A 19518-nucleotide genomic window follows, 5' to 3' on the forward strand; every position below is an offset into this window, starting at 1 on the left:
AATGATGAAAATCTGTGGGATTTCAGTATAATTGGCACAATTTATTTCATTTCATTCCACTCAAATTTAGGAAAAACGATGTTTGAAAACCTTTCTGATCGTCTCTCGAAAACCCTGCGTAACATTACGGGGAAAGGACGTTTAACCGAAGATAATATTAAAGATACCCTGCGTGAAGTGCGTATGGCATTGCTTGAAGCAGACGTTGCTTTACCCGTCGTGCGTGAATTTATTAATAAAGTCAAAGAACGTGCTATCGGTGAAGAAGTCAATCGTAGCTTAACGCCGGGACAAGAATTTCTCAAAATTGTGCAATCTGAGCTTGAAAAAGCAATGGGTGAAGCCAATGAGAGCCTCAACCTTGCGACCCAACCGCCTGCGGTGATTTTAATGGCTGGTTTGCAAGGGGCGGGGAAAACCACGAGCGTGGGTAAGCTCGCTAAATTCTTACGTGAACGTCAGAAGAAAAAAGTGATGGTGGTCTCGGCGGACGTCTATCGCCCAGCCGCGATCAAACAACTTGAAACCCTTGCGCAAGCCGTTGGGGTAGATTTCTTCCCCTCTAATAGCCAACAAAACCCCGTAGAGATTGTGCAAGCCGCCCTTGCTGATGCCAAACTCAAATTCTACGATGTGTTGATTGTGGATACCGCGGGTCGTTTGCACGTTGATGGTGAAATGATGGAAGAAATCCAAAAAATTCACACCGCACTTAACCCAGTGGAAACCCTTTTCACCGTGGACGCAATGACCGGACAAGATGCCGCGAATACTGCAAAAGCCTTTAATGAAGCGCTACCGCTTACAGGGGTTATTCTTACCAAAGTAGACGGCGATGCTCGTGGCGGTGCGGCCCTTTCTATTCGCCAAATCACTGGCAAACCCATTAAATTCTTAGGGGTTGGGGAAAAAACAGAAGCCCTCGAACCATTCCACCCTGATCGTGTTGCTTCACGCATTTTAGGAATGGGGGACGTACTTTCGCTAATTGAAGATCTACAACGCTCAGTGGATCAAGAAAAAGCGGAAAAAATGGCAAAAAAATTCCAAAAAGGCGATGATTTCACATTGGAAGATTTCCGTGATCAGCTTATTGAAATGAAAAAAATGGGCGGAATGATGACAATGCTGGAAAAATTACCGGGTGCGAAAAACCTGCCTGATCACATCAAAAATCAAGTTGATGACAAAATGTTTATTAAAATGGAAGCCATCATCAATTCAATGACCTTAAAAGAGCGCGCTAAACCTGAAATCATCAAAGGTTCACGCCGCCGCCGTATCGCCTTAGGCTCTGGCACACAAGTGCAAGACGTGAATAAATTGCTGAAACAATTTGACGAAATGCAACGTATGATGAAAAAAATGCGTAAAGGTGGAATGGCAAAAATGATGCGTGGAATGAAAGGAATGATGGGCGGAATGGGCGGTTTAGGCGGCCTTGGCAATATGTTCAAACGCTAATTAATCGTAAAAAACGGAAGAAATAACCGCACTTTCAAAGTGCGGTTATTTTTTGGTGCGTTTATTCTAACGTACCTTGCTGTCTTAAATATTCCAATACTTTTTGTGTCGCTAAAGAGCATTTTTCTTTGCTTTGGTAATCCAGCCAAGCCAGTTCAGCAATTTCACTTTCAGGGCGATAATCGCCGATGAAATCGGCTTTATAGCAACGGAGTGTTACGATGCAATCACTGTTTTTACCATCTGCTTTGGCTGAAAATTCACCAATTCTTTCAAGGCTAGATTCAATTAAGGTAATACCCAATTCCTCTTTAATTTCCCGCAACAACGCTTGTTGATCCGTTTCGCCTTGCTCTCTTTTCCCACCAGGTAGATAAAATTTTTCTTTTCCTTTGGAACGCGCCATTAATACTTGATTGTCTTTAATATATAACCAAGCTAATTTATCAATTTGCGTCTTCATTTTTTGCCTCATTGAAAATAAAAATCTGCACCTCAAACGCAGAATATTGTATTCCTGTTTAGGGTGCAGATCAAAGTGCGGTACTTTTTTACGAAGTTTTATGCAATATTATCTTTTAGCTTGCGCACGTTTTACTAAAATTACAGAAAGCGTGAAAGCCACTGCGAAAGAAATAACCATTCCCACGCTATACATTGCAAGGCTGTCTGGTTTAATCGACGGAATACCTAAGAAGCCTGCCGCGCCCAGCGCTTGTGCTTTCACATTGAAGAACGCAATAAATGCACTTGATAATCCAGAACCAATCATTGCCGCTAAGAAGGCTTGACGATAGCGTAAGTTTACCCCAAACATTGCTGGCTCGGTGATACCTAATAAGGCGGAAATCCCTGAAGGCACGGCTAAACCACGTACTTTTGGATCTTTCAATGCAAAGGCTACACCTAAACAAGCCGCCCCTTGTGCGATATTTGACATTGCAGCAATCGGAAAAATGAAAGTACCACCTGATAATGACATATTAGAAAGTAGCTGGGTTTCTACTGCAATAAAGGTTTGATGCATACCTGTAATGACGATTGGTGCATAGAATGTCCCGAAAATACCACCGCCGATAAAGCCAAGTTTGTCATATAACCAAGTTAAACCAATGGTGATTAAATCACCCGCTTCACGTCCGATTGGGCCAATCACGGTAAAGGCTAATAACCCCGCGATAAATAACGAGAACATTGGCGTAATAAGATTATCTAGATAAGACGGCACAAATTTACGGAAAGTTTTCTCTAAAGTAGCAAGAACCCACGCCGAAATTAAGGTTGGAATTACCGTGCCTTGATAGCCGACTTTTTCAATTTCTAAACCAAATACATTCCAGTGCGTAATTTTGCCTTGCGCGGCGGTCAGGGCATAGTTCCAACCATCTGCCAGTGCTGGGTGAACCAATAACATCCCCAATGCAGCCCCTAAGAACGGGTTTCCACCAAATTTGCGAGTGGCCGAAAAGCCCAGTAACACGGGCAAGAAGACGAAAGGCGCATTGGCAATAGTATTAATAAAATCAACAAGATCGGAAAGATTACTAAAGCGATCGACAACGGAATACCCCGTGATAGGCTGCCCAGAATCACGCAGGGCTTGTGGCACATCCCAGAAGAATCCTTGTGCAGTAAGCATACTGTGGATCCCCATTAATAAACCGCCCGCTACAATGGCAGGGATAATTGGCACAAAAATATCTGCTAAGCCTTTCACCAAACGCATAATTAGCCCTTGGTTATTGTCTGAAGCTTGTTTTGCAACCTCATTTTTCGTCATATCCCCGATGTTTAATAATTTTGCCATTTCATTGTGTACTTTATTTACGGTCCCCGAACCAAAAATAATTTGATATTGTCCTGAAACAGAAAATTGACCTTTTACGCCATCAATATTTTCGATCGCCTCTTTATCAATTTTGCCTTCATCTTTGACCACAATACGTAAGCGAGTTGCACAATGGGCAAGCGCACTGATATTCTCTTTACCGCCCAACTTCTCAATAACTTGCTTGGCAATATTTGGAAAATTCATTGGTTTCTTCCTCTTCGTTAGTATTAAATTTGAACGATATAGATTTTAGCTAAATCCTTTAAGCATTGCTAGATCGATAGCGTAAAACAAGGCTAATTATTGTAAGAATTTAACCAATCCATTAATTTATCAAGATCTTTTTGCCAATATTGTGAAAATGTCTCTAACCAATCCGCAATGTTATTTTCCCAATCAGCAAATTCATTATGTTGTGCTTGTTCCATAATATGTTGGATACGTTTTAACCCCACCGAACCTGCCGCACCTTTGATTTTATGGGCAATATTTGCCACTTCTTTTTGATATTCAGGTTGAAGTTTGTACATTTCATAAGCAGAGAACAACTCTTTCACATAATCAGGCATCATTTGTTGGAAAAGTGCGGTGTTATTTTTTACCGTTTTTACGCCTAATAAGGTGACAAGTTCCTGTAATGTAGCCAGATCTAAGATCTCATCTTGCGCAATATCGTATTGTTTCGCGGTTGCTGGGATAGGCGAAATATCCTGATTAAAAAACTGATATAAACATTGCGTCAGTGCCTCTAAAGAAAGGGGCTTGCGTAAAATATCGTCCATTCCTTGTTGGAGATATTCTTGTTTATCGTGCATTACGTTGGCGGTAAGGGCGATCAGTGGCGGTAAATACTCATAATGATCATTTTCATATTGCTGACGTAAATACTGAGCGATTTCAAAACCCGACATATCAGGCAGTTGAATATCAATGAGTAACAAGTCATAACTATTTTGTTCAAATTTTTCAATGGCTTGCTGTCCCGTCATCGCGACATCTACCTCATAGCCTAATTTTTCCAAAACAGATTTTGCGACAATTACATTGACCTCAATATCTTCAATGAGCAAAATACGCAGTTGGCTTGGCAAATATTGTTGATAGTCTAACGGTTTACTGACAGGTTTAGCTTGGATAGTTAAGGTAAAAATTGAGCCTTTTCCCACCGCACTTTGCACGCTGAGATCGCCCCCCATTAAATTGGCAATGGTTTTGGAAACGGCTAGACCAATTCCACTGCCCGCGTGCTGATATTGGTTGGATTGCACACGATAATACATTGCAAAAATATTGGCTAATTCGCTTTCTGCAATGCCAATACCCGTATCAGAAATCGCAAAAGCAAATTGTTGTTCAGCAATCTGTGTAACTTTGAGCTTGATCACGCCTTTTTGTGTAAATTTCACTGCATTATTAATTAAATTCCATAAAATTTGACTCAATCTTGCGTTATCTAACATCAGCCATTGCGGTAAATCAGATTCATAGTCTAGTTCAAATTTTAGGTGATTTTGCTCCGCCATTAAGGTGGCAAAATTGGCAATATCATTAAGAAAGGCATAAAAATCCGTTTCTTTGCGGTTCAATTCTATTTTATGCGCATCAATTTTTTCCAGATCGATAATATCGCTAAAAATATGCCCTAAAGACACCGCACTCATATTGATTGTTTTGAGATAATTTTGCTGTTCAGCGGTTAAATTACCGTCTAATAAAATACGGCTCAACCCAATAATGCCATTTAGTGGGGTGCGCAATTCGTGGCTAATGGTTGTCATTAATGCGGTTTTATTTCGGCTATTTTGTTCAAGATCATTAAGCGCAATGGATAATTTCTTTTCTGCGACCATTCTTTCCGAGACTTCACGGCGTAAATTTTCCACTAATTTGGCTAATTCAAGGCGAGATTTTTCTAGCTTTTCCACTAACAGCGTGAAGAAATAGATCACAAAAGGCGCAGAAATCAAGCCAAATACCACAGAACGCACGACGTCTGCCCAATAAACCGTTCCTACAACAAAAAGGCTTAATAGCATTTGTGTACAAAGTGCCAGTACAGCTAGCACCAGCACACCAAGCAGGGAAAACCGCACGCGCCCAAGACGGATCACCCAATCCACATAGCGTTGTGCGAAATGTTTGATATTTCTCATTTTTATGCTCTTTATCGGTAAATAGCGTGATAATTGCGATCACATTATAAAAAATAGATAAAAATTTGCCCTAAGCATCACTTAGGGCAAATCTCAATAAATAAGAAGAATAAAAATTAGCGACTACGGAAAATAATACGTCCTTTGCTTAAATCATACGGCGTCATTTCTACAGTAACTTTATCGCCTGTTAAAATACGAATATAATTTTTACGCATTTTTCCTGAAATATGTGCAGTAACTACGTGCCCATTTTCTAATTCCACACGGAACATTGTGTTTGGCAAGGTTTCTAAAATTGTGCCTTGCATTTCAATGCAATCTTCTTTAGCCATTAATTCCTCTAATATTAGTTAATAAATAAGTCAAAAAACGGGCAAATTATACTCCTATCAAGGGCATTCACCAAGTTTTTTCTAGAAATTTAGTCTAATGCACAAATTTTAATAAACTATGGTAAAATCTGCCGCCGTGAAATTCACTTCATTTTTTTATTTCAATTAAGGACATTTTATGAATATTGCGACACCACAAGCGGTGCTGGATTTTTGGTTCAGCGAGGAAAATCAACCTTTTTGGTTTGTAAAAAGTGAAGACTTTGATAATAAAATTCGTGAAAAATTTGACCGCACTTTAAAAGCGGCAGCACAAGGTGAATGCGCAAGCTGGCGTGAAAGCATCGAAGGACGCTTAGCAGAAATTATTGTATTAGATCAATTTTCTCGTAACCTATACCGCAATACCCCTGCGGCATTTGCACAAGATCCGATGGCATTAGCATTAGCCCAAGAAGCGATTAAACAAGCTGATTTTACTCGCCTGCCAACAGTATGGCGTAAATTTATGATTATGCCTTATATGCACAGTGAATCAGCCTTTATTCACCAACAAGCAGTTGATTTATTTCGTTCGCTAAATGATGAATACACGCTGGATTTTGAGTTACGCCACAAAGCCATTATTGATAAATTTAATCGTTATCCACATCGTAATGAGATTTTAAATCGCCCATCGACAGCGGAAGAAATTGCGTTTTTAAATCAACCGAATTCCTCGTTTTAATCTGGAGTATTAAATGATTCATAAATTAATGAAAGCCCGCGATCACCACGAAGTCCATCGTGTCGCCACCACGCTTGAGCTTTATTTTGATTTAGTTTTCGTGATCGCCATTGCGGCTACCGCAAGTGGTTTACACCACGCCCTAGCAGCACATCATTTCAGTGAAGGCTTAATCCATTTTGCCACGTCGTTTTTCTGTGTGTGGTGGGCTTGGATGAACTTTACTTGGTTTGCCTCTGCTTATGACAATGACGATTTTAGTTATCGTATTGTTACAATGGTACAAATGTTCGGTGCAATTATTCTTGCCATTGGTATCAATAATGTCTTTGAACATAATGATTTTACGATGATCTTAATCGGCTATATTGTGATGCGGGTCGCGATGGCATATCAATGGTTTCGTGCAGCCAAAAGTGATCCGGAACGTCGGACAACCTGCTTGCGTTATGCCTTCGGGATTATTTTCACCCAAATTTGCTGGACTATTAGTGCATTGAATTTTCCTTATTTATTCAATAATCTCTTTCCATTCTTGGCATTATTAGAACTTTGCGTGCCAGCTTGGGCGGAAAGTGCGAATAAAACTGCTTGGCACCCACACCATATTGCTGAACGTTACGGATTATTGGTTATCATCGTATTAGGTGAAGGTATTTTAGGCGCCACCAACGCCATTACGCCGTTATTCCATAGCAATGAAGCAATGCTTACTGAAGCATTCCCGCTCGGTTTGGGTATCTCTGCCCTAATGTTTTCTTTATGGTGGCTTTATTTCAAAATGCCTTGGGGTGAATTTTTACATAATGAACGTACCTTAAATAATGCGTTAGTTTATGGCTATGGACATTTATTGATTTTTATCGCGCTCACTGCATTAGGCTCAGGTCTTGAACTGTTAGCCGACGCCGTAAAAGAATTTGGCACGATGGCAGAGGTTGTTGAACACGCAAGCAGCAATGCCCATTCTATTTCACCGCTATTTGCGATGATCGCCCTAAGCATTTGCACTGCGATTTATCTTATTGCGTTAGCCTTCTTACGCTGGTATTTAGATAAAGATACGAATTACAGCGTAATTGGTTTCGTACTTGCTATCGCAGCCACCTTCCTCGGCGTACTATGCGTGTATTTAGGTATGCCACTGCAATGGTCAATTTGGTTCACCGTAATAGCCCCAATCGCAATGATTTCTTTCTATAAAACAAAACCCATCGGTTAAGTTTTTGCCCCCCTCCCCTCGCTAAAAAGTGAGCGAGGGGAGATTTAACATTTTGATTTTTCTCACACTTGTATTAGGATAACTAAATCTAATTTGAATGAGGATAATCATTATGTTAATTCACCTTTCAACACAACCTGCCAGCCCAGTCTGGGGCGAAAATGCATTGCTGAGTTTTTCCAATGACGAAGGCACGGTTCATATCAAACAAAACGCCCCAAATTCTGACCGCACTTTAATTCAGAAAGCTGCGCGCAAATTACGTAATCAAGGTATTAAAGAGGTAGAATTAGTCGGTGAAGATTGGGATCTAGAAAACTGTTGGGCATTTTATCAAGGTTTTTATTCCGCAAAGCAAGATTACGCTATTGAATTTCCTCATTTAGATGACGAACCGCAAGCAGAACTATTTGCCCGTATTCAGTGCGGTGATTTTGTTAGAGAAATCATTAATTTACCCTCTGATGTGATCACCCCAAAAAAATTGGCTGAGCGATCTGCACAATTTATTGCCGAACTTGCTGCGGAATACGCCTGTGAAAGTGCGGTAAGTTTTGAGATTATTTCTGCGGAAGCCTTATTAGAGAAAAATTATCAAGGCATTTGGAATGTAGGCAAAGCGTCTAGCCATAAGCCTGCGATGCTACAACTGGATTTTAATCCAAGCCAAGATCCGAATGCCCCCGTTTTAGCCTGTTTAGTGGGGAAAGGCATCACATTTGACAGTGGCGGATATAGCTTAAAACCGAGTGATTCAATGTCCACAATGCGTACGGATATGGGCGGTGCAGCGTTAGTGACGGGCGCATTAGGTATGGCGATTGCAGGAGGGTTAAACCAACGGGTGAAACTCTATCTCTGCTGTGCCGAAAATATGGTAAGTGCCGAAGCGATGAAATTAGGAGATATTATCACTTATCGTAATGGCATCACTGCCGAAGTGCTAAATACCGATGCCGAAGGGCGTTTAGTACTAGCCGATGGTTTAATCGATGCCGATAAACAAAATCCGCAATTTATTATTGATTGTGCCACCTTAACGGGAGCGGCAAAAATCGCCGTAGGAAATGATTACCACTCGGTGCTTTCAATGGATAACGAACTTGTTGCCGACCTCTTTAACGCGGCACAAATCAGCAATGAGCCATTCTGGCGTTTGCCTTTTGAAGAATTCCACCGTCATCAAATTTCATCATCATTTGCGCAAATTGCCAATATCGGTACCGTGCCGGTGGGCGCAGGTGCAAGCACGGCAACGGCGTTTTTATCCTATTTCGTGAAGAATTATCAACAACATTGGTTGCATATTGATTGCTCTGCCACTTATCGTAAATCAGCCAGTGATTTATGGGCTGCGGGGGCAACAGGCATTGGTGTGCAAACACTCGCTCATTTACTCTTAAACAAAGCAAATTCATAGGAGGAAAGATGGAACGGACATTATCTATCATTAAACCGGATGCGGTAGAACGTAACTTAATTGGTAAAATTCTTAACCGTTTAGAAAGTGAAGGTTTCCGCATCATTGCAATGAAAATGGTACATTTAACCCAAACACAAGCAGAAGGGTTTTACGCAGAGCATCAAGGCAAACCATTTTTTACTGATTTAGTCGATTATATGACTTCCGCCCCTGTGGTAGTTTCCGTACTAGAAAAAGAAAATGCGATTAAAAATTACCGCACTTTAATGGGGGCAACAGATCCAGAAAAAGCAGAAGAAGGGACAATACGTAAGCAATTTGCACTTAGCCAACGACAAAACTGCGTACACGGTTCTGATAGCCCTGAAAGCGCTGCCCGTGAAATTGCCTATTTCTTTGTCGAGGGGGAAATTTGCCCGAGAGCAGAATAATTTTGTTATTTCAAAACGCAAAAGAGCAAAAGAGCCAATAAAAATTGGCTCTTTTTATATGGATAAAATTGAGGAAATTAATCCAAACGTGCCGCCATTTTCAACCAGTCCGCTTTAAATTCACGGCGCATATTATTGATCGCATCAATAATATCGTGATGCACAAGCTGCTCATTTTGAATACCTACGCAGTAACCGCCTTTACCTTGTAATAACAGATCTACCGCATAAACACCCATACGAGAAGCTAAAATACGGTCAAACGCACAAGGTGTACCACCACGTTGAATATGACCTAATACTGTTGCACGCGTTTCGTGTTTAACGCGTGCTTCAATTTCTTTGGCAAGTTCATTCACATCACAGATTAATTCTGTAATCGCAATAATCGCGTGACGTTTTCCTTTGATGATACTGCGTTCAATTTGTTGAATAAGCTCTTCACGGTTAAATTCCACCTCAGAAGCCACAATATATTCACAACCACCAGCAATCCCCGCCGAAATAGTCAGATCACTACAATGTCTGCCCATAATTTCTACGATTGAAATACGTTGGTGAGAGCTTGAAGTATCACGCAAGCGGTCAATCGCTGTTACCGCCGTTTCTAATGCGGTTTGATAACCGATGGTGTAGTCTGTTCCTGCCACATCATTATCAATCGTCCCCGGGATACCAACACAAGGGAAACCGTGTTCTTCGGTGAGCAATTTTGCTCCCATATAGGAACCATCTCCCCCAATCACGACTAAGGCATCAATACCGTGTGAGCGTAAAATTTCCGCACATTTTGCCCGCACTTCAGGTTTCTTAAATTCAGGGAAACGCGCTGATCCTAAGAAAGTTCCCCCGCGGTTAATCACATCGGATACGCTATAACGCGTTAATTGCTTAATTTTATTGTTATACAACCCGTGGTAACCATCATAGATACCATACACTTCTAAACCTTCTCCTAAGGCTGAACGAACGACGCCACGGATCGCAGCATTCATTCCCGGTGCATCACCACCACTGGTTAATACGGCAATTTTTTTAATCATAATAGTCAATACCTTTATTCAAAGTTAATAATATAAAAACTGTGCGTAGCTTACACTATTCACCAAATCTGCTCTAGAAAAATTTCGTGAATTCTATCACATTTTGATTTAGGTCTAATTATTTTGCTGTAAGCTATCAGCTTGCGCCTGTTCTATTTGTACCACACTGGTCGGTTCGTGATGAATCACAATATCCACCTGTGGAAAACATTGGCGTAAACGTTGTTCAAGATGATCGGTAATTTGATGCGCTTCCACAAAAGAAAGATGATCATCTAATTCTAAATGGAATTGAATAAAACGAATCGCCCCTGAGCAGCGAGTACGCAAATCGTGAAAGCCTAAAATATTCGGTTGTGATCGGATAACCTGTTCAATTTGCTCAATTTCTGCTGGGGGTAAAGCTTGATCGAGCAACAACTGAATGGCATTGTAAAACATTTTTGCTGCATTCAATAAAATATATAACGCAATAAAAATAGCAAACACTGCATCCGCCCACAGTACGCCCCATAAGCTCAAGCCTAAAGAACATAAAATCGCCATATTCATTAGTAAATCTGTTTGATAGTGCAAACGATCCGCCTTAATCGCAGGACTATCCGTTTGTTTTATAATATGGCTTTGATAAAGTACCAGTAACAATGTTGCCACAATGGAAAACAGCGTTACCATAATACCGAGAGCGGTTTGATTTAACGGCTGTGCTGAGGTTAAACGGTAAATACCTTGTAATAAAAGGAAAATCGCACTGCCTGAAATAAACGCACTTTGAATAAGTGAGGCGAGAGATTCTGCTTTGCCGTGTCCAAAAGAATGATTATGATCTGCTGGCATTAAAGCAAAACGCAAGATCAGCATATTCATAAAAGAGGCTAATAAATCTAGCGTAGAATCTGTAATAGAAGCCAGCATACTGACAGAATCCGTTTTCCACCACGCGAAGCCTTTCACTAAAATTAATAGCAACGCGGTGAAAATCGCACAGTTTGCAGCCCGCTTCACCTGTTTAGAATAGACTTCTTGCATTAGCTATTACAGCTCCAAGCGAAAGGGGTACGGTTTAATTTTTGCATTTCTTTATCAACAATATATTTTTTCAAATAACGAATTACTCTGCGATGCGCCATATTCATCAATTTGCGATCCTTGGCAATTTTCACAGAATATTGATATTGTACAAACCCACAAAATGGAATGTTTTTACCCCGCGCCACATTTACCTGCCAATCTGGATTTTGTGCGCTAGGATCATAAATCACAAAAGCAAAAAGTTCATTTTTTCTTGTGTAAATATCAAAATGTTGCACGCCAGTATTACGATAAACACGTTTACGCAAGGCAATGCGATCGGCTAAAGAAAGCTTATCCTTATTGCGGTCTTGCAACAGCTCAATGGCACTGTGCCATTGCTCAGCAGTTTCACCTTTTGGGACATAAACATAGCGTGCAATCGTACCGAGATCCTGCTGCGAAGCAAGATAATAAGTTTGCCCTCCGTGATTAATCGCTTCTGACACAGCAAGCTGCGGGGAAATGCTGCACGCCGTAATACTCAGTGCGGTGAAAAAAATACCCATTTTTTTTACCGCACTTCTCTTTTCCTTAATCCATTGAATTAGCGCTTTCATTTTATTCACTCAAATCGCGTTTAAACACGAATTCCTTTTCTGTTGATGAAGTGGCATCAAACCAGTAACCTGCGAGATCGAACGCTTTTAATTGTTCTACTTGGGTGAGCCGATTTTGAATGAGGTAGCGACACATCAAACCGCGCGCTTTTTTCGCATAAAAGCTGATGACTTTATATTTCCCATTTTTATTGTCTAAAAAAACTGGTTTCACAATATGTGCATTCAATTCACTTTCGTTGACGGATTTATAGTACTCATCCGAAGCAAGATTAATCAACACATTATCCCCTTGTTGATCTAACGCGTGTTGTAGCGTCGTCGTGATAATATTACCCCAAAAATGATATAAATCTTTGCCTTTCGGGTTGGCTAATTTCGTTCCCATTTCTAAACGGTAAGGCTGCATTAAATCTAAAGGGCGTAACAAACCATATAAGCCTGACAACATTCTCAAATGCTGTTGCGCGAATAAAATATCCTCACGAGATAAATGTTCTGCATCTAACCCCGTGTACACATCGCCTTTGAAAGCAAGAATCGCCGGGCGTGAGTTTTGTTCGTGGTGAACCTTATCCCATTGGGCAAAACGAGCCACATTCAATGCGGCTAATTTATCGCTAATTGACATTAAAGACGCCACCTCATTTGGTGCAAGCTGGCGACAAATATCAATAAGCTGTTCGCTATATTGCGTTAAATCAGGCTGAGAAACGTCAAATTTTTCTACCGCACTTTCAAAATCAAGGGTTTTAGCGGGAGAGATAATTGCTAACATAATGAAATCCTTATAAATATGCTAAACCATTAAGGGGAGCTGCCATTCAATTGGCGATAATTGATGTTGTTGTAAATAGGCATTCGCTTGAGAAAAATGCTTGCAGCCAAAAAAACCACGATGTGCCGATAAAGGTGAAGGATGGGGAGCTGTGAGAACACAGTGTTTTTGTCGATCAATAAACTGCCCCTTTTTCTGTGCGTGACTGCCCCATAAGAGAAACACAAGATTTTCTCGCTGTTCATTCAAGGCTGAAATAACACGATCAGTAAAGGTTTCCCAACCAAAGTTTGAATGGGAATGGGCTTTGCCTTGTTCCACCGTTAAAACCGTGTTCAATAATAATACGCCTTGTTCCGCCCAGCTGACTAAATAACCGTGCTGAGGAATTTGAAAGCCCACATCATTGGCTAATTCTTTATAAATATTCACTAACGAAGGGGGCGGCGCAACACCGGGCTTCACCGAAAAAGATAGCCCGTGCGCTTGATTTGGACCGTGGTAAGGGTCTTGCCCTAAAATCACCACTTTCACTTGATCAAATTCGGTTAATTTGAAAGCATTGAAAATCTCATTCGTTGGCGGATACACAATTTTACCCACTGCTTTTTCACGCTGGATTTGCTGTAAAATTTGCTGAAAATAAGGCTGGCTTTTCTCGCCACCAATCACATCTTTCCACGTTTTCATTTTGTTTTCCTCAGCGTTAAACTTAGAATGAGATTATAAATAACCTCCCCCCAAATTAACAGCCTCTATTTTGATTTAATTATTTAACCATTCTTTAAATAAATGTTAATTAAATGTTAAATTTAAAATAATGATTTCATTTTATTTTTGATGTATATCAATTTCACTATTTTTGTTTGGCAAATTCAATCTGATCCATATCAAAATAATTGAATTGGTCAAATTTTTTGATAAAATCGCTACCAACTTATGATTAATTAACAAACAAATTTAGGAGTTCTTATGATTAAAGGTATTCAAATCACTCAAGCTGCCAATGACAATCTTTTAAACTCATTTTGGCTATTAGACAGTGAAAAAGGTGAAGCACGTTGTTTATGTGCAAAAGGTGATTTCACAGAAGATCAAATCGTAGCAGTCAGCGAATTAGGTCAAATCGAATATCGTGAATTACCTGTTGATGTTGCTCCAACTGTAAAAGTAGAAGGCGGTCAGCATTTAAACGTAAACGTTTTACGTCGTGAAACATTAGAAGATGCGGTTAAAAACCCTGAAAAATACCCACAATTAACAATCCGTGTTTCTGGTTATGCAGTACGTTTTAATTCATTAACACCAGAACAACAACGTGATGTAATTACTCGTACTTTCACTGAAAGTTTATAATTTATCTAATCGTAGTTTAGACGCGAAAAAATCGCCCTAAACCATTAGGGCGATTTTTTACATAAATTTATCTGTCTTACATATTATCACTAGCATAATTACAATCGATTACTTATAATGCCATATACCTAATAAGAATTATTTTCATATGGATAAATTATGTATCGATATCTAATTAACTTATTATTTATCTTCATTTTTTCAGCCTGTTCCACCACCGCTCCATTAGGTAATACCCCTATTCCACCGGGAAAAGTAGGAAAAATCGTTGGAAATTCTACCGCACTTACTCATACGCCACTTTTACTTGGTAACTCAGCAATGCAAGAATCCCCTGTGAGTATTATGAGTTTTACCTCTGGTATCATCACTGTGTGGGCAATAGCACCTAATAATTGGCTATGGGGGTACTCACCTTTTGATTCAAAAAATTTTGGTTCTTTACGTAACTGGTATATTATCAAAAATCCCAATGGTTCTGTTTCTTTCCGTAATGTACAAACAGAGACTTGTATAGCATCACATGGCAACGGTATAGTGCATACTCACTGTAATACAACTGATTTAACCCAACAGTTTGATTTGCTACCTTTAACAAATAGTGCCATTGCATTAAAAAATGCTGCGAACCAACAGTGCTTACGTACCCCACTCTTTCGCTCAACAGTTTATATGTCCTTGACGTTTGCAAGCTGTGTAACAGAAGAACAAAATACACTAGAACAACAATGGTTTATTATTCCGCCTATTTTGAACCCTTTCCCTATTCCATACCAAGGAGACTCATAATGTGGAAAAAATCTTTATTCTTTTTGACGTGTTTACTTTGTTCAACGATTAGCAATGCCCGTTTAGAAGATTTCAAAGTTGCCACTTGGAATTTACAAGGTTCTTCCGCTGCAAATGAAAACAAATGGAATATCAGCGTTCGTCAACTCATTACTGGAATCGGTGCTGTAGATATTTTAGCTGTGCAGGAAGCGGGAGTATTGCCAAGTTCAGCAATGGTAACAGAACGTATCGTACAGCCTGTCGGTGTTGGCATCCCGATAAACGAATATATTTGGAATTTAGGCACGACCTCACGCCCCGATAATGTATTTATTTATTATTCTCGAGTAGATGTGGGAGCCAATCGGGTAAATTTAGCCATTGTAAGCCGCCAACGAGCAGATGAAGTGATTGTCATTCCACCCCCAACGGTTGTTTCACGTCCAATCATAGGAATAAGAATTGGCAATGATGCATTTTTCTCTATTCATGCCTTAGCTAATCGAGGCGTGGATTCCACTGCAATTGTACGCTCAGTATTTGATCATTTTAATCAAATTCCTGAACAACGCGATGTAAATTGGATGATTGTAGGGGACTTTAACCGTATTCCCTCTTTATTGCAAAGCTCACTTGAAATGGCTGAACCGGGCATAGCAAGACACGTGAATATCATTGCCCCTACCACACCAACTCAGCAAAGTGGGGGAACATTAGATTACGGTATTATTGGCAACTCAGCGAGTTTCACTCGAAGTGCAATTATTGCTTCTATTCTATTTGGGCAAATTCGTAGCCAATTATTATCAGATCATAGACCTGTAGGCTTTTTTGTTCCGTAATACTTATAAAGGAATAATAATGAAAAGACATTTAATTATTTTAAGTTTAATCTGCTATTCGCTTTGTGCAAATGCCGAACCTAGCACTCTGATTGATGATGAAACACAAGTAAATCCTTTAATTTCCTTGCGAAGTTTAGAAACAGGAGTTCCATTACCAAATCAACAATATACGGATATGCGCAATCAGCAATGGATCATTAGCGAAGTACTTCCTTCTGAAACTTCATTAACCAAGTCTGGTCTGACTCAATTTCGCGCAATAGGATTTCCCCGTTGCTTATATAGTATTCAAAATCGGTTTATTACAGCAAATTGTGATCCGAGAGATAATGGCTCATTATGGCAATTAATCCCAAGTACATTAGGTGGAGTACAAATCAAATCTGTTCGCACGGAATTATGTTTGAGCGCAGGTCAAAGCTATAGCGATTATCAATTTGCGCCTTGCCAAGAAGATGAAAATAAACCTGTATCCACTAAATTGCTATGGATTTTAGCACCTGCTGCAATGCCTGCTAGCCTTTCCCCAGCCTTACCTGAAGAATAATTGTCTATAAAAAAGCGGATCAGGATGATCCGCTCATATAAAACGATTAGTCTTTGCTAAACTCTAGTCGCTCAAATACTAGCACTTTGTTTTCTAACTTGCGTAATAATAATGTCGCAATGCCTGTGATGGCAAGGTAGATAACACCTGCAATTCCATAAATAGTGAGTGCATCATATTCTGTGCCGTAAAGTTGTCTTGCGTAGCCCATAATATCCAAAATGGTAATGGTTGACGCAAGAGACGTGCCTTTAAACACCAAAATGATTTCATTGCTGTAAGAAGGCAAAGCACGTTTTAAGGCATAAGGAATTAAAATTTTGAGGGTTTGCCAACGAGTTAATCCAAGTGCCGCACAACTTTCCCACTGCCCTTTGGAGATCGCTTTGACTGCGCCATAAAATAACTGTGTGGAATAAGCCGCACTATTTAAAGCAAGGGTGAGCATTGCACAAAACCACGCATTAGACAATAGCGCCCAAGCTGGGCTTTCTACGATCCATTGGAACTGTCCGGGGCCGTAATAAATTAAGAAAAATTGCACTAATAGCGGTGTGCCGGTGAATAAAGTGAGGAAAATATTTACCGCACTTTTTAATAATTTATTTTCCATAGCAAGAATAAAGGTCAATGCAATGGCTAAAATAAACGCCAAAAAGAGTGCCGAAATGGTGAGCAATAAGCTTGTTGGAATGCCTTGTGCGATGGTGATGAAATAATCGTGAATCATTATTCCACTCCTCTTTCAAAACGGGTGAAGCGCCATTCAAGCTTGCGGATTAGCATTTGGCTGATTAGTGTAATCACTAAATACATCAATGCGGCAAAGCCATACCAAGTGAACGGTTCGTGTGTTCTTGTGTTGATCAATTCAGCTTGACGCATTAAATCGTGTACCCCAATTAATGAAACTAAGGCAGTATCTTTCAATAGCACTAACCATTGATTACTCAACCCCGGTAAGGCGTGTCGCCAAACTTGTGGCATAATGATATGCAAAAAGGTGTAACCACGGCTTAAACCAAGGGCAGCGCCCGATTCCCATTGTCCTAATGGAATTGCTTTAATTGCCCCACGCAGAGACTGTGAAGCATAAGCAGCAAAAATGATAGAAAGTGCAAGCACGCCACAAAAGAACGGGCTAAGTTCTAAATATTTTCCTGTGATTAATTCCAAAACTTCGGGAATACCAAAATAAATTAAGAACACCACGAGAATTTCAGGCAAGCCGCGTAATAAGGTGATCACAATAGCACTCGGTTTACGCACAGATTGCCATTTGCTCATTTCTAAGCTAACAAAAATGAGTGATAAAATCAGCCCGAAGAATAAAGAACACACCGCCAACCCTAAAGTCATTAGGGTTGCGGTGTACATTAAAGGAAGATAATCCACAAACATAGCGATTATTTAGTCATCCATTTGTCGTAAATTTTTTGGTATTCACCGTTTGCTTTAATGGCTTCAATACCTTTGTTTAAACTTTCCACTAAAGTAGTGTTAGATTTATTTACGGCGATACCTAAACCATTGTTAAAGTAACGCTTATCCGTAACACGCTCGCCCACAAAAGTTAATTCTGGATTTTTCTCGAACATATCACGCAATACATCGGTATCACCAAAGATCAAATCAATACGTCCATTTTTTAAGTCTAAAACCGCATCTTGCAAGCTTGCGTAAGATTTTGTTGTGTATTGTTTTGCCTCAGCATTGGCATATTGTTGATAAGTTGTCCCATTTTGCACGCCAACGGTTTTCGCTGTGGCTAAATCTGCTTTCCCTTTCACCGAGATAAAGCTTGCAGAGCTTTCATAGTAAGGCTGGCTGAATGCCACTTGCTTAGCGCGCGCTTCCGTAATATCAATGGCGGAAATTGCTGCATCAAACCCACGCCCTTTAATTAAACTTGGAATTAATGCATCAAAAGCTTGGCTTTTAAAATGACAAGTGGCTTCAATTTCTTTACAAATTGCGTTAGCAATATCGACATCAAAGCCCACAATTTCGCCTTTTTCATTGGTTAATTCAAAGGGTGGATAGCTCGGTTCCATTGCAAAGGTAATATCTTGTGCTTGCACCATTGCGGCTGAACTTGCTAAAAGTGTAGCTAAAAGTAATTTTTTCATTGTGTAATTCCTTAATGTGAATGAGATAAGTATTGTTTAAATTGTTCCGTTTTCGGTTGGGTGAAACAGCTTGCATCGCCCATTTCAATGATATGACCTTTTTCCATATACACCACTTTGGTTGCAACTTTCTGTGCCACAGAAACTTCGTGCGTTACGATCACTTGAGTAATGCCTGTTTGTTGCAGTTCCTGAATAATTGACACCACTTGCGCGGTGATTTCAGGATCTAGCGCTGCCGTAGGTTCATCAAATAATAAAACCTGTGGTTTCATCATTAATGCACGTGCAATCGCCACACGCTGTTGTTGCCCGCCAGAAAGGTGTAATGGAAAGCGCTCAGCAAATTCTTCCAAGCGTAAACGGGCAAGCAATTCAAGCGCTTGTTTTTTCGCGGTTTCTTTATCCAAACCTAGCACTTTTACGGGGGCTTCAATCAAATTTTCAATCACGCTTAAATGTGGCCATAAATTGTACTGCTGAAATACCATCCCCACATCTTGGCGTAATTGACGCATTTGTTTTGGGTTTGCCCTTGCCGCAGAAAGATCAAATTTATTATTGGCAATAACGAGTTCGCCTGATTTTGGCACTTCTAGTAGGTTTAAAGTACGAATCAGTGTACTTTTTCCTGCACCACTTGGCCCTAATAAAACCACGGTATCACCATCTTCCGCCGTTAAATTAATGTCAAACAGGGCTTGTGATGAACCGTAGAAAAAATTGAGATTTTTTACACTAATGGTCATTTTTGTTGTTAGCTCTACATTCAAAGTTGAAATAATATTAATATTTTTTGCATAAGTATGCAAATAAAAAGTTAAAAATTTTC

The 19518-nt window shown here is 40.0% G+C and carries 22 protein-coding genes; 9 read left to right on the forward strand and 13 right to left on the reverse strand.

The window, feature by feature from the left end:
- The first annotated feature begins 78 nt into the window (after positions 1–78).
- The gene (ffh, locus tag L4F91_RS08950) at positions 79–1464 is read left to right on the forward strand and encodes a signal recognition particle protein (protein WP_395896049.1); all 1386 of its coding nucleotides are present in this window, start codon (positions 79–81) and stop codon (positions 1462–1464) included.
- 61 nt (positions 1465–1525) lie between these two features.
- On the opposite strand, the gene L4F91_RS08955 is transcribed toward ffh, so the two are convergent.
- The 4 genes from L4F91_RS08955 to infA all read right to left on the reverse strand — a co-directional run bounded on the left by L4F91_RS08955 (position 1526) and on the right by infA (position 5783).
- Complete coding sequence (locus L4F91_RS08955) at positions 1526–1927, reverse strand: NUDIX domain-containing protein (RefSeq protein ID WP_395896051.1); 402 nt, start codon at positions 1925–1927, stop codon at positions 1526–1528.
- 108 nt (positions 1928–2035) lie between these two features.
- A complete protein-coding gene (locus tag L4F91_RS08960) occupies positions 2036–3499 on the reverse strand; it encodes a sucrose-specific PTS transporter subunit IIBC (protein WP_395896053.1) in 1464 nt (487 codons plus the stop codon).
- 92 nt (positions 3500–3591) lie between these two features.
- Positions 3592–5448, reverse strand: a complete 1857-nt coding sequence (locus L4F91_RS08965; RefSeq protein ID WP_395896055.1) for an ATP-binding protein — start codon at positions 5446–5448, stop codon at positions 3592–3594.
- 116 nt (positions 5449–5564) lie between these two features.
- Positions 5565–5783, reverse strand: a complete 219-nt coding sequence (gene infA, locus L4F91_RS08970; protein WP_005627617.1) for a translation initiation factor IF-1 — start codon at positions 5781–5783, stop codon at positions 5565–5567.
- Between the two features lie 178 nt (positions 5784–5961).
- Between infA and L4F91_RS08975 the strand changes: the two genes are divergently transcribed.
- The 4 genes from L4F91_RS08975 (at position 5962) to ndk (ending at position 9586) form a co-directional block, all read left to right on the forward strand.
- Complete coding sequence (locus tag L4F91_RS08975; protein WP_250349540.1) at positions 5962–6510, forward strand: DUF924 family protein; 549 nt, start codon at positions 5962–5964, stop codon at positions 6508–6510.
- Between the two features lie 13 nt (positions 6511–6523).
- The gene (locus L4F91_RS08980; RefSeq protein ID WP_395896072.1) at positions 6524–7732 is read left to right on the forward strand and encodes a low temperature requirement protein A; all 1209 of its coding nucleotides are present in this window, start codon (positions 6524–6526) and stop codon (positions 7730–7732) included.
- Positions 7733–7844: 112 nt separating this feature from the next.
- Positions 7845–9152, forward strand: coding sequence for an aminopeptidase PepB (pepB, locus tag L4F91_RS08985; protein ID WP_395896074.1), 1308 nt, complete (start codon positions 7845–7847; stop codon positions 9150–9152).
- A gap of 8 nt (positions 9153–9160) precedes the next feature.
- Positions 9161–9586, forward strand: a complete 426-nt coding sequence (gene ndk / locus L4F91_RS08990; protein WP_250349537.1) for a nucleoside-diphosphate kinase — start codon at positions 9161–9163, stop codon at positions 9584–9586.
- Between the two features lie 77 nt (positions 9587–9663).
- Here ndk and pfkA read toward each other — a convergent pair whose 3' ends face one another.
- From pfkA to ung, 5 genes are all read right to left on the reverse strand, one after another.
- Positions 9664–10629, reverse strand: coding sequence for a 6-phosphofructokinase (gene pfkA / locus L4F91_RS08995; RefSeq protein WP_250349536.1), 966 nt, complete (start codon positions 10627–10629; stop codon positions 9664–9666).
- Positions 10630–10743: 114 nt separating this feature from the next.
- The gene (locus L4F91_RS09000) at positions 10744–11658 is read right to left on the reverse strand and encodes a cation diffusion facilitator family transporter (protein WP_395896077.1); all 915 of its coding nucleotides are present in this window, start codon (positions 11656–11658) and stop codon (positions 10744–10746) included.
- On the reverse strand, positions 11658–12209 hold the full coding sequence (locus L4F91_RS09005) for a hypothetical protein (RefSeq protein WP_395897875.1): 552 nt from the start codon (positions 12207–12209) through the stop codon (positions 11658–11660). Before L4F91_RS09005 ends, L4F91_RS09000 begins: the two co-directional genes overlap by 1 nt.
- Positions 12210–12261: 52 nt before the next feature.
- Positions 12262–13038: a peroxide stress protein YaaA gene (yaaA, locus tag L4F91_RS09010; RefSeq protein ID WP_265777319.1), complete on the reverse strand. Its 777-nt coding sequence runs from the start codon at positions 13036–13038 to the stop codon at positions 12262–12264.
- 21 nt (positions 13039–13059) lie between these two features.
- Positions 13060–13728 (reverse strand): uracil-DNA glycosylase, encoded by a 669-nt coding sequence (gene ung / locus L4F91_RS09015; RefSeq protein WP_265777320.1) that lies wholly within the window; start codon positions 13726–13728, stop codon positions 13060–13062.
- A gap of 282 nt (positions 13729–14010) precedes the next feature.
- Here ung and grcA point away from each other — a divergent pair, with 282 nt between their 5' ends.
- The 4 genes from grcA (at position 14011) to L4F91_RS09035 (ending at position 16557) form a co-directional block, all read left to right on the forward strand.
- Complete coding sequence (grcA, locus tag L4F91_RS09020; RefSeq protein ID WP_103853427.1) at positions 14011–14394, forward strand: autonomous glycyl radical cofactor GrcA; 384 nt, start codon at positions 14011–14013, stop codon at positions 14392–14394.
- A 159-nt stretch (positions 14395–14553) separates the two neighbouring features.
- Positions 14554–15183: a hypothetical protein gene (locus L4F91_RS09025; protein WP_395896080.1), complete on the forward strand. Its 630-nt coding sequence runs from the start codon at positions 14554–14556 to the stop codon at positions 15181–15183.
- A complete protein-coding gene (locus L4F91_RS09030; protein WP_395896082.1) occupies positions 15183–16007 on the forward strand; it encodes a cytolethal distending toxin subunit B family protein in 825 nt (274 codons plus the stop codon). The genes L4F91_RS09025 and L4F91_RS09030 overlap by 1 nt, the downstream gene beginning before the upstream one ends.
- Before the next feature lie 19 nt (positions 16008–16026).
- Positions 16027–16557, forward strand: a complete 531-nt coding sequence (locus L4F91_RS09035; RefSeq protein ID WP_395896084.1) for a hypothetical protein — start codon at positions 16027–16029, stop codon at positions 16555–16557.
- Between the two features lie 46 nt (positions 16558–16603).
- On the opposite strand, the gene artM is transcribed toward L4F91_RS09035, so the two are convergent.
- The 4 genes from artM to artP are packed head-to-tail and all read right to left on the reverse strand — an operon-like array spanning position 16604 to position 19435.
- Entirely contained in the window at positions 16604–17287 is a 684-nt protein-coding gene (artM, locus tag L4F91_RS09040; protein ID WP_395896086.1) for an arginine ABC transporter permease ArtM, read from the reverse strand.
- The gene (gene artQ / locus L4F91_RS09045; RefSeq protein ID WP_250349530.1) at positions 17287–17958 is read right to left on the reverse strand and encodes an arginine ABC transporter permease ArtQ; all 672 of its coding nucleotides are present in this window, start codon (positions 17956–17958) and stop codon (positions 17287–17289) included. Before artQ ends, artM begins: the two co-directional genes overlap by 1 nt.
- A 5-nt stretch (positions 17959–17963) precedes the next feature.
- Positions 17964–18686, reverse strand: coding sequence for a transporter substrate-binding domain-containing protein (locus L4F91_RS09050; protein ID WP_395896088.1), 723 nt, complete (start codon positions 18684–18686; stop codon positions 17964–17966).
- Between the two features lie 11 nt (positions 18687–18697).
- On the reverse strand, positions 18698–19435 hold the full coding sequence (gene artP / locus L4F91_RS09055) for an arginine ABC transporter ATP-binding protein ArtP (protein WP_265777325.1): 738 nt from the start codon (positions 19433–19435) through the stop codon (positions 18698–18700).
- Between the last annotated feature and the right edge of the window lie 83 nt (positions 19436–19518).

The organism is Avibacterium sp. 20-126 (assembly GCF_044358625.1).
Classification (GTDB): Bacteria; Pseudomonadota; Gammaproteobacteria; order Enterobacterales; family Pasteurellaceae; genus Avibacterium.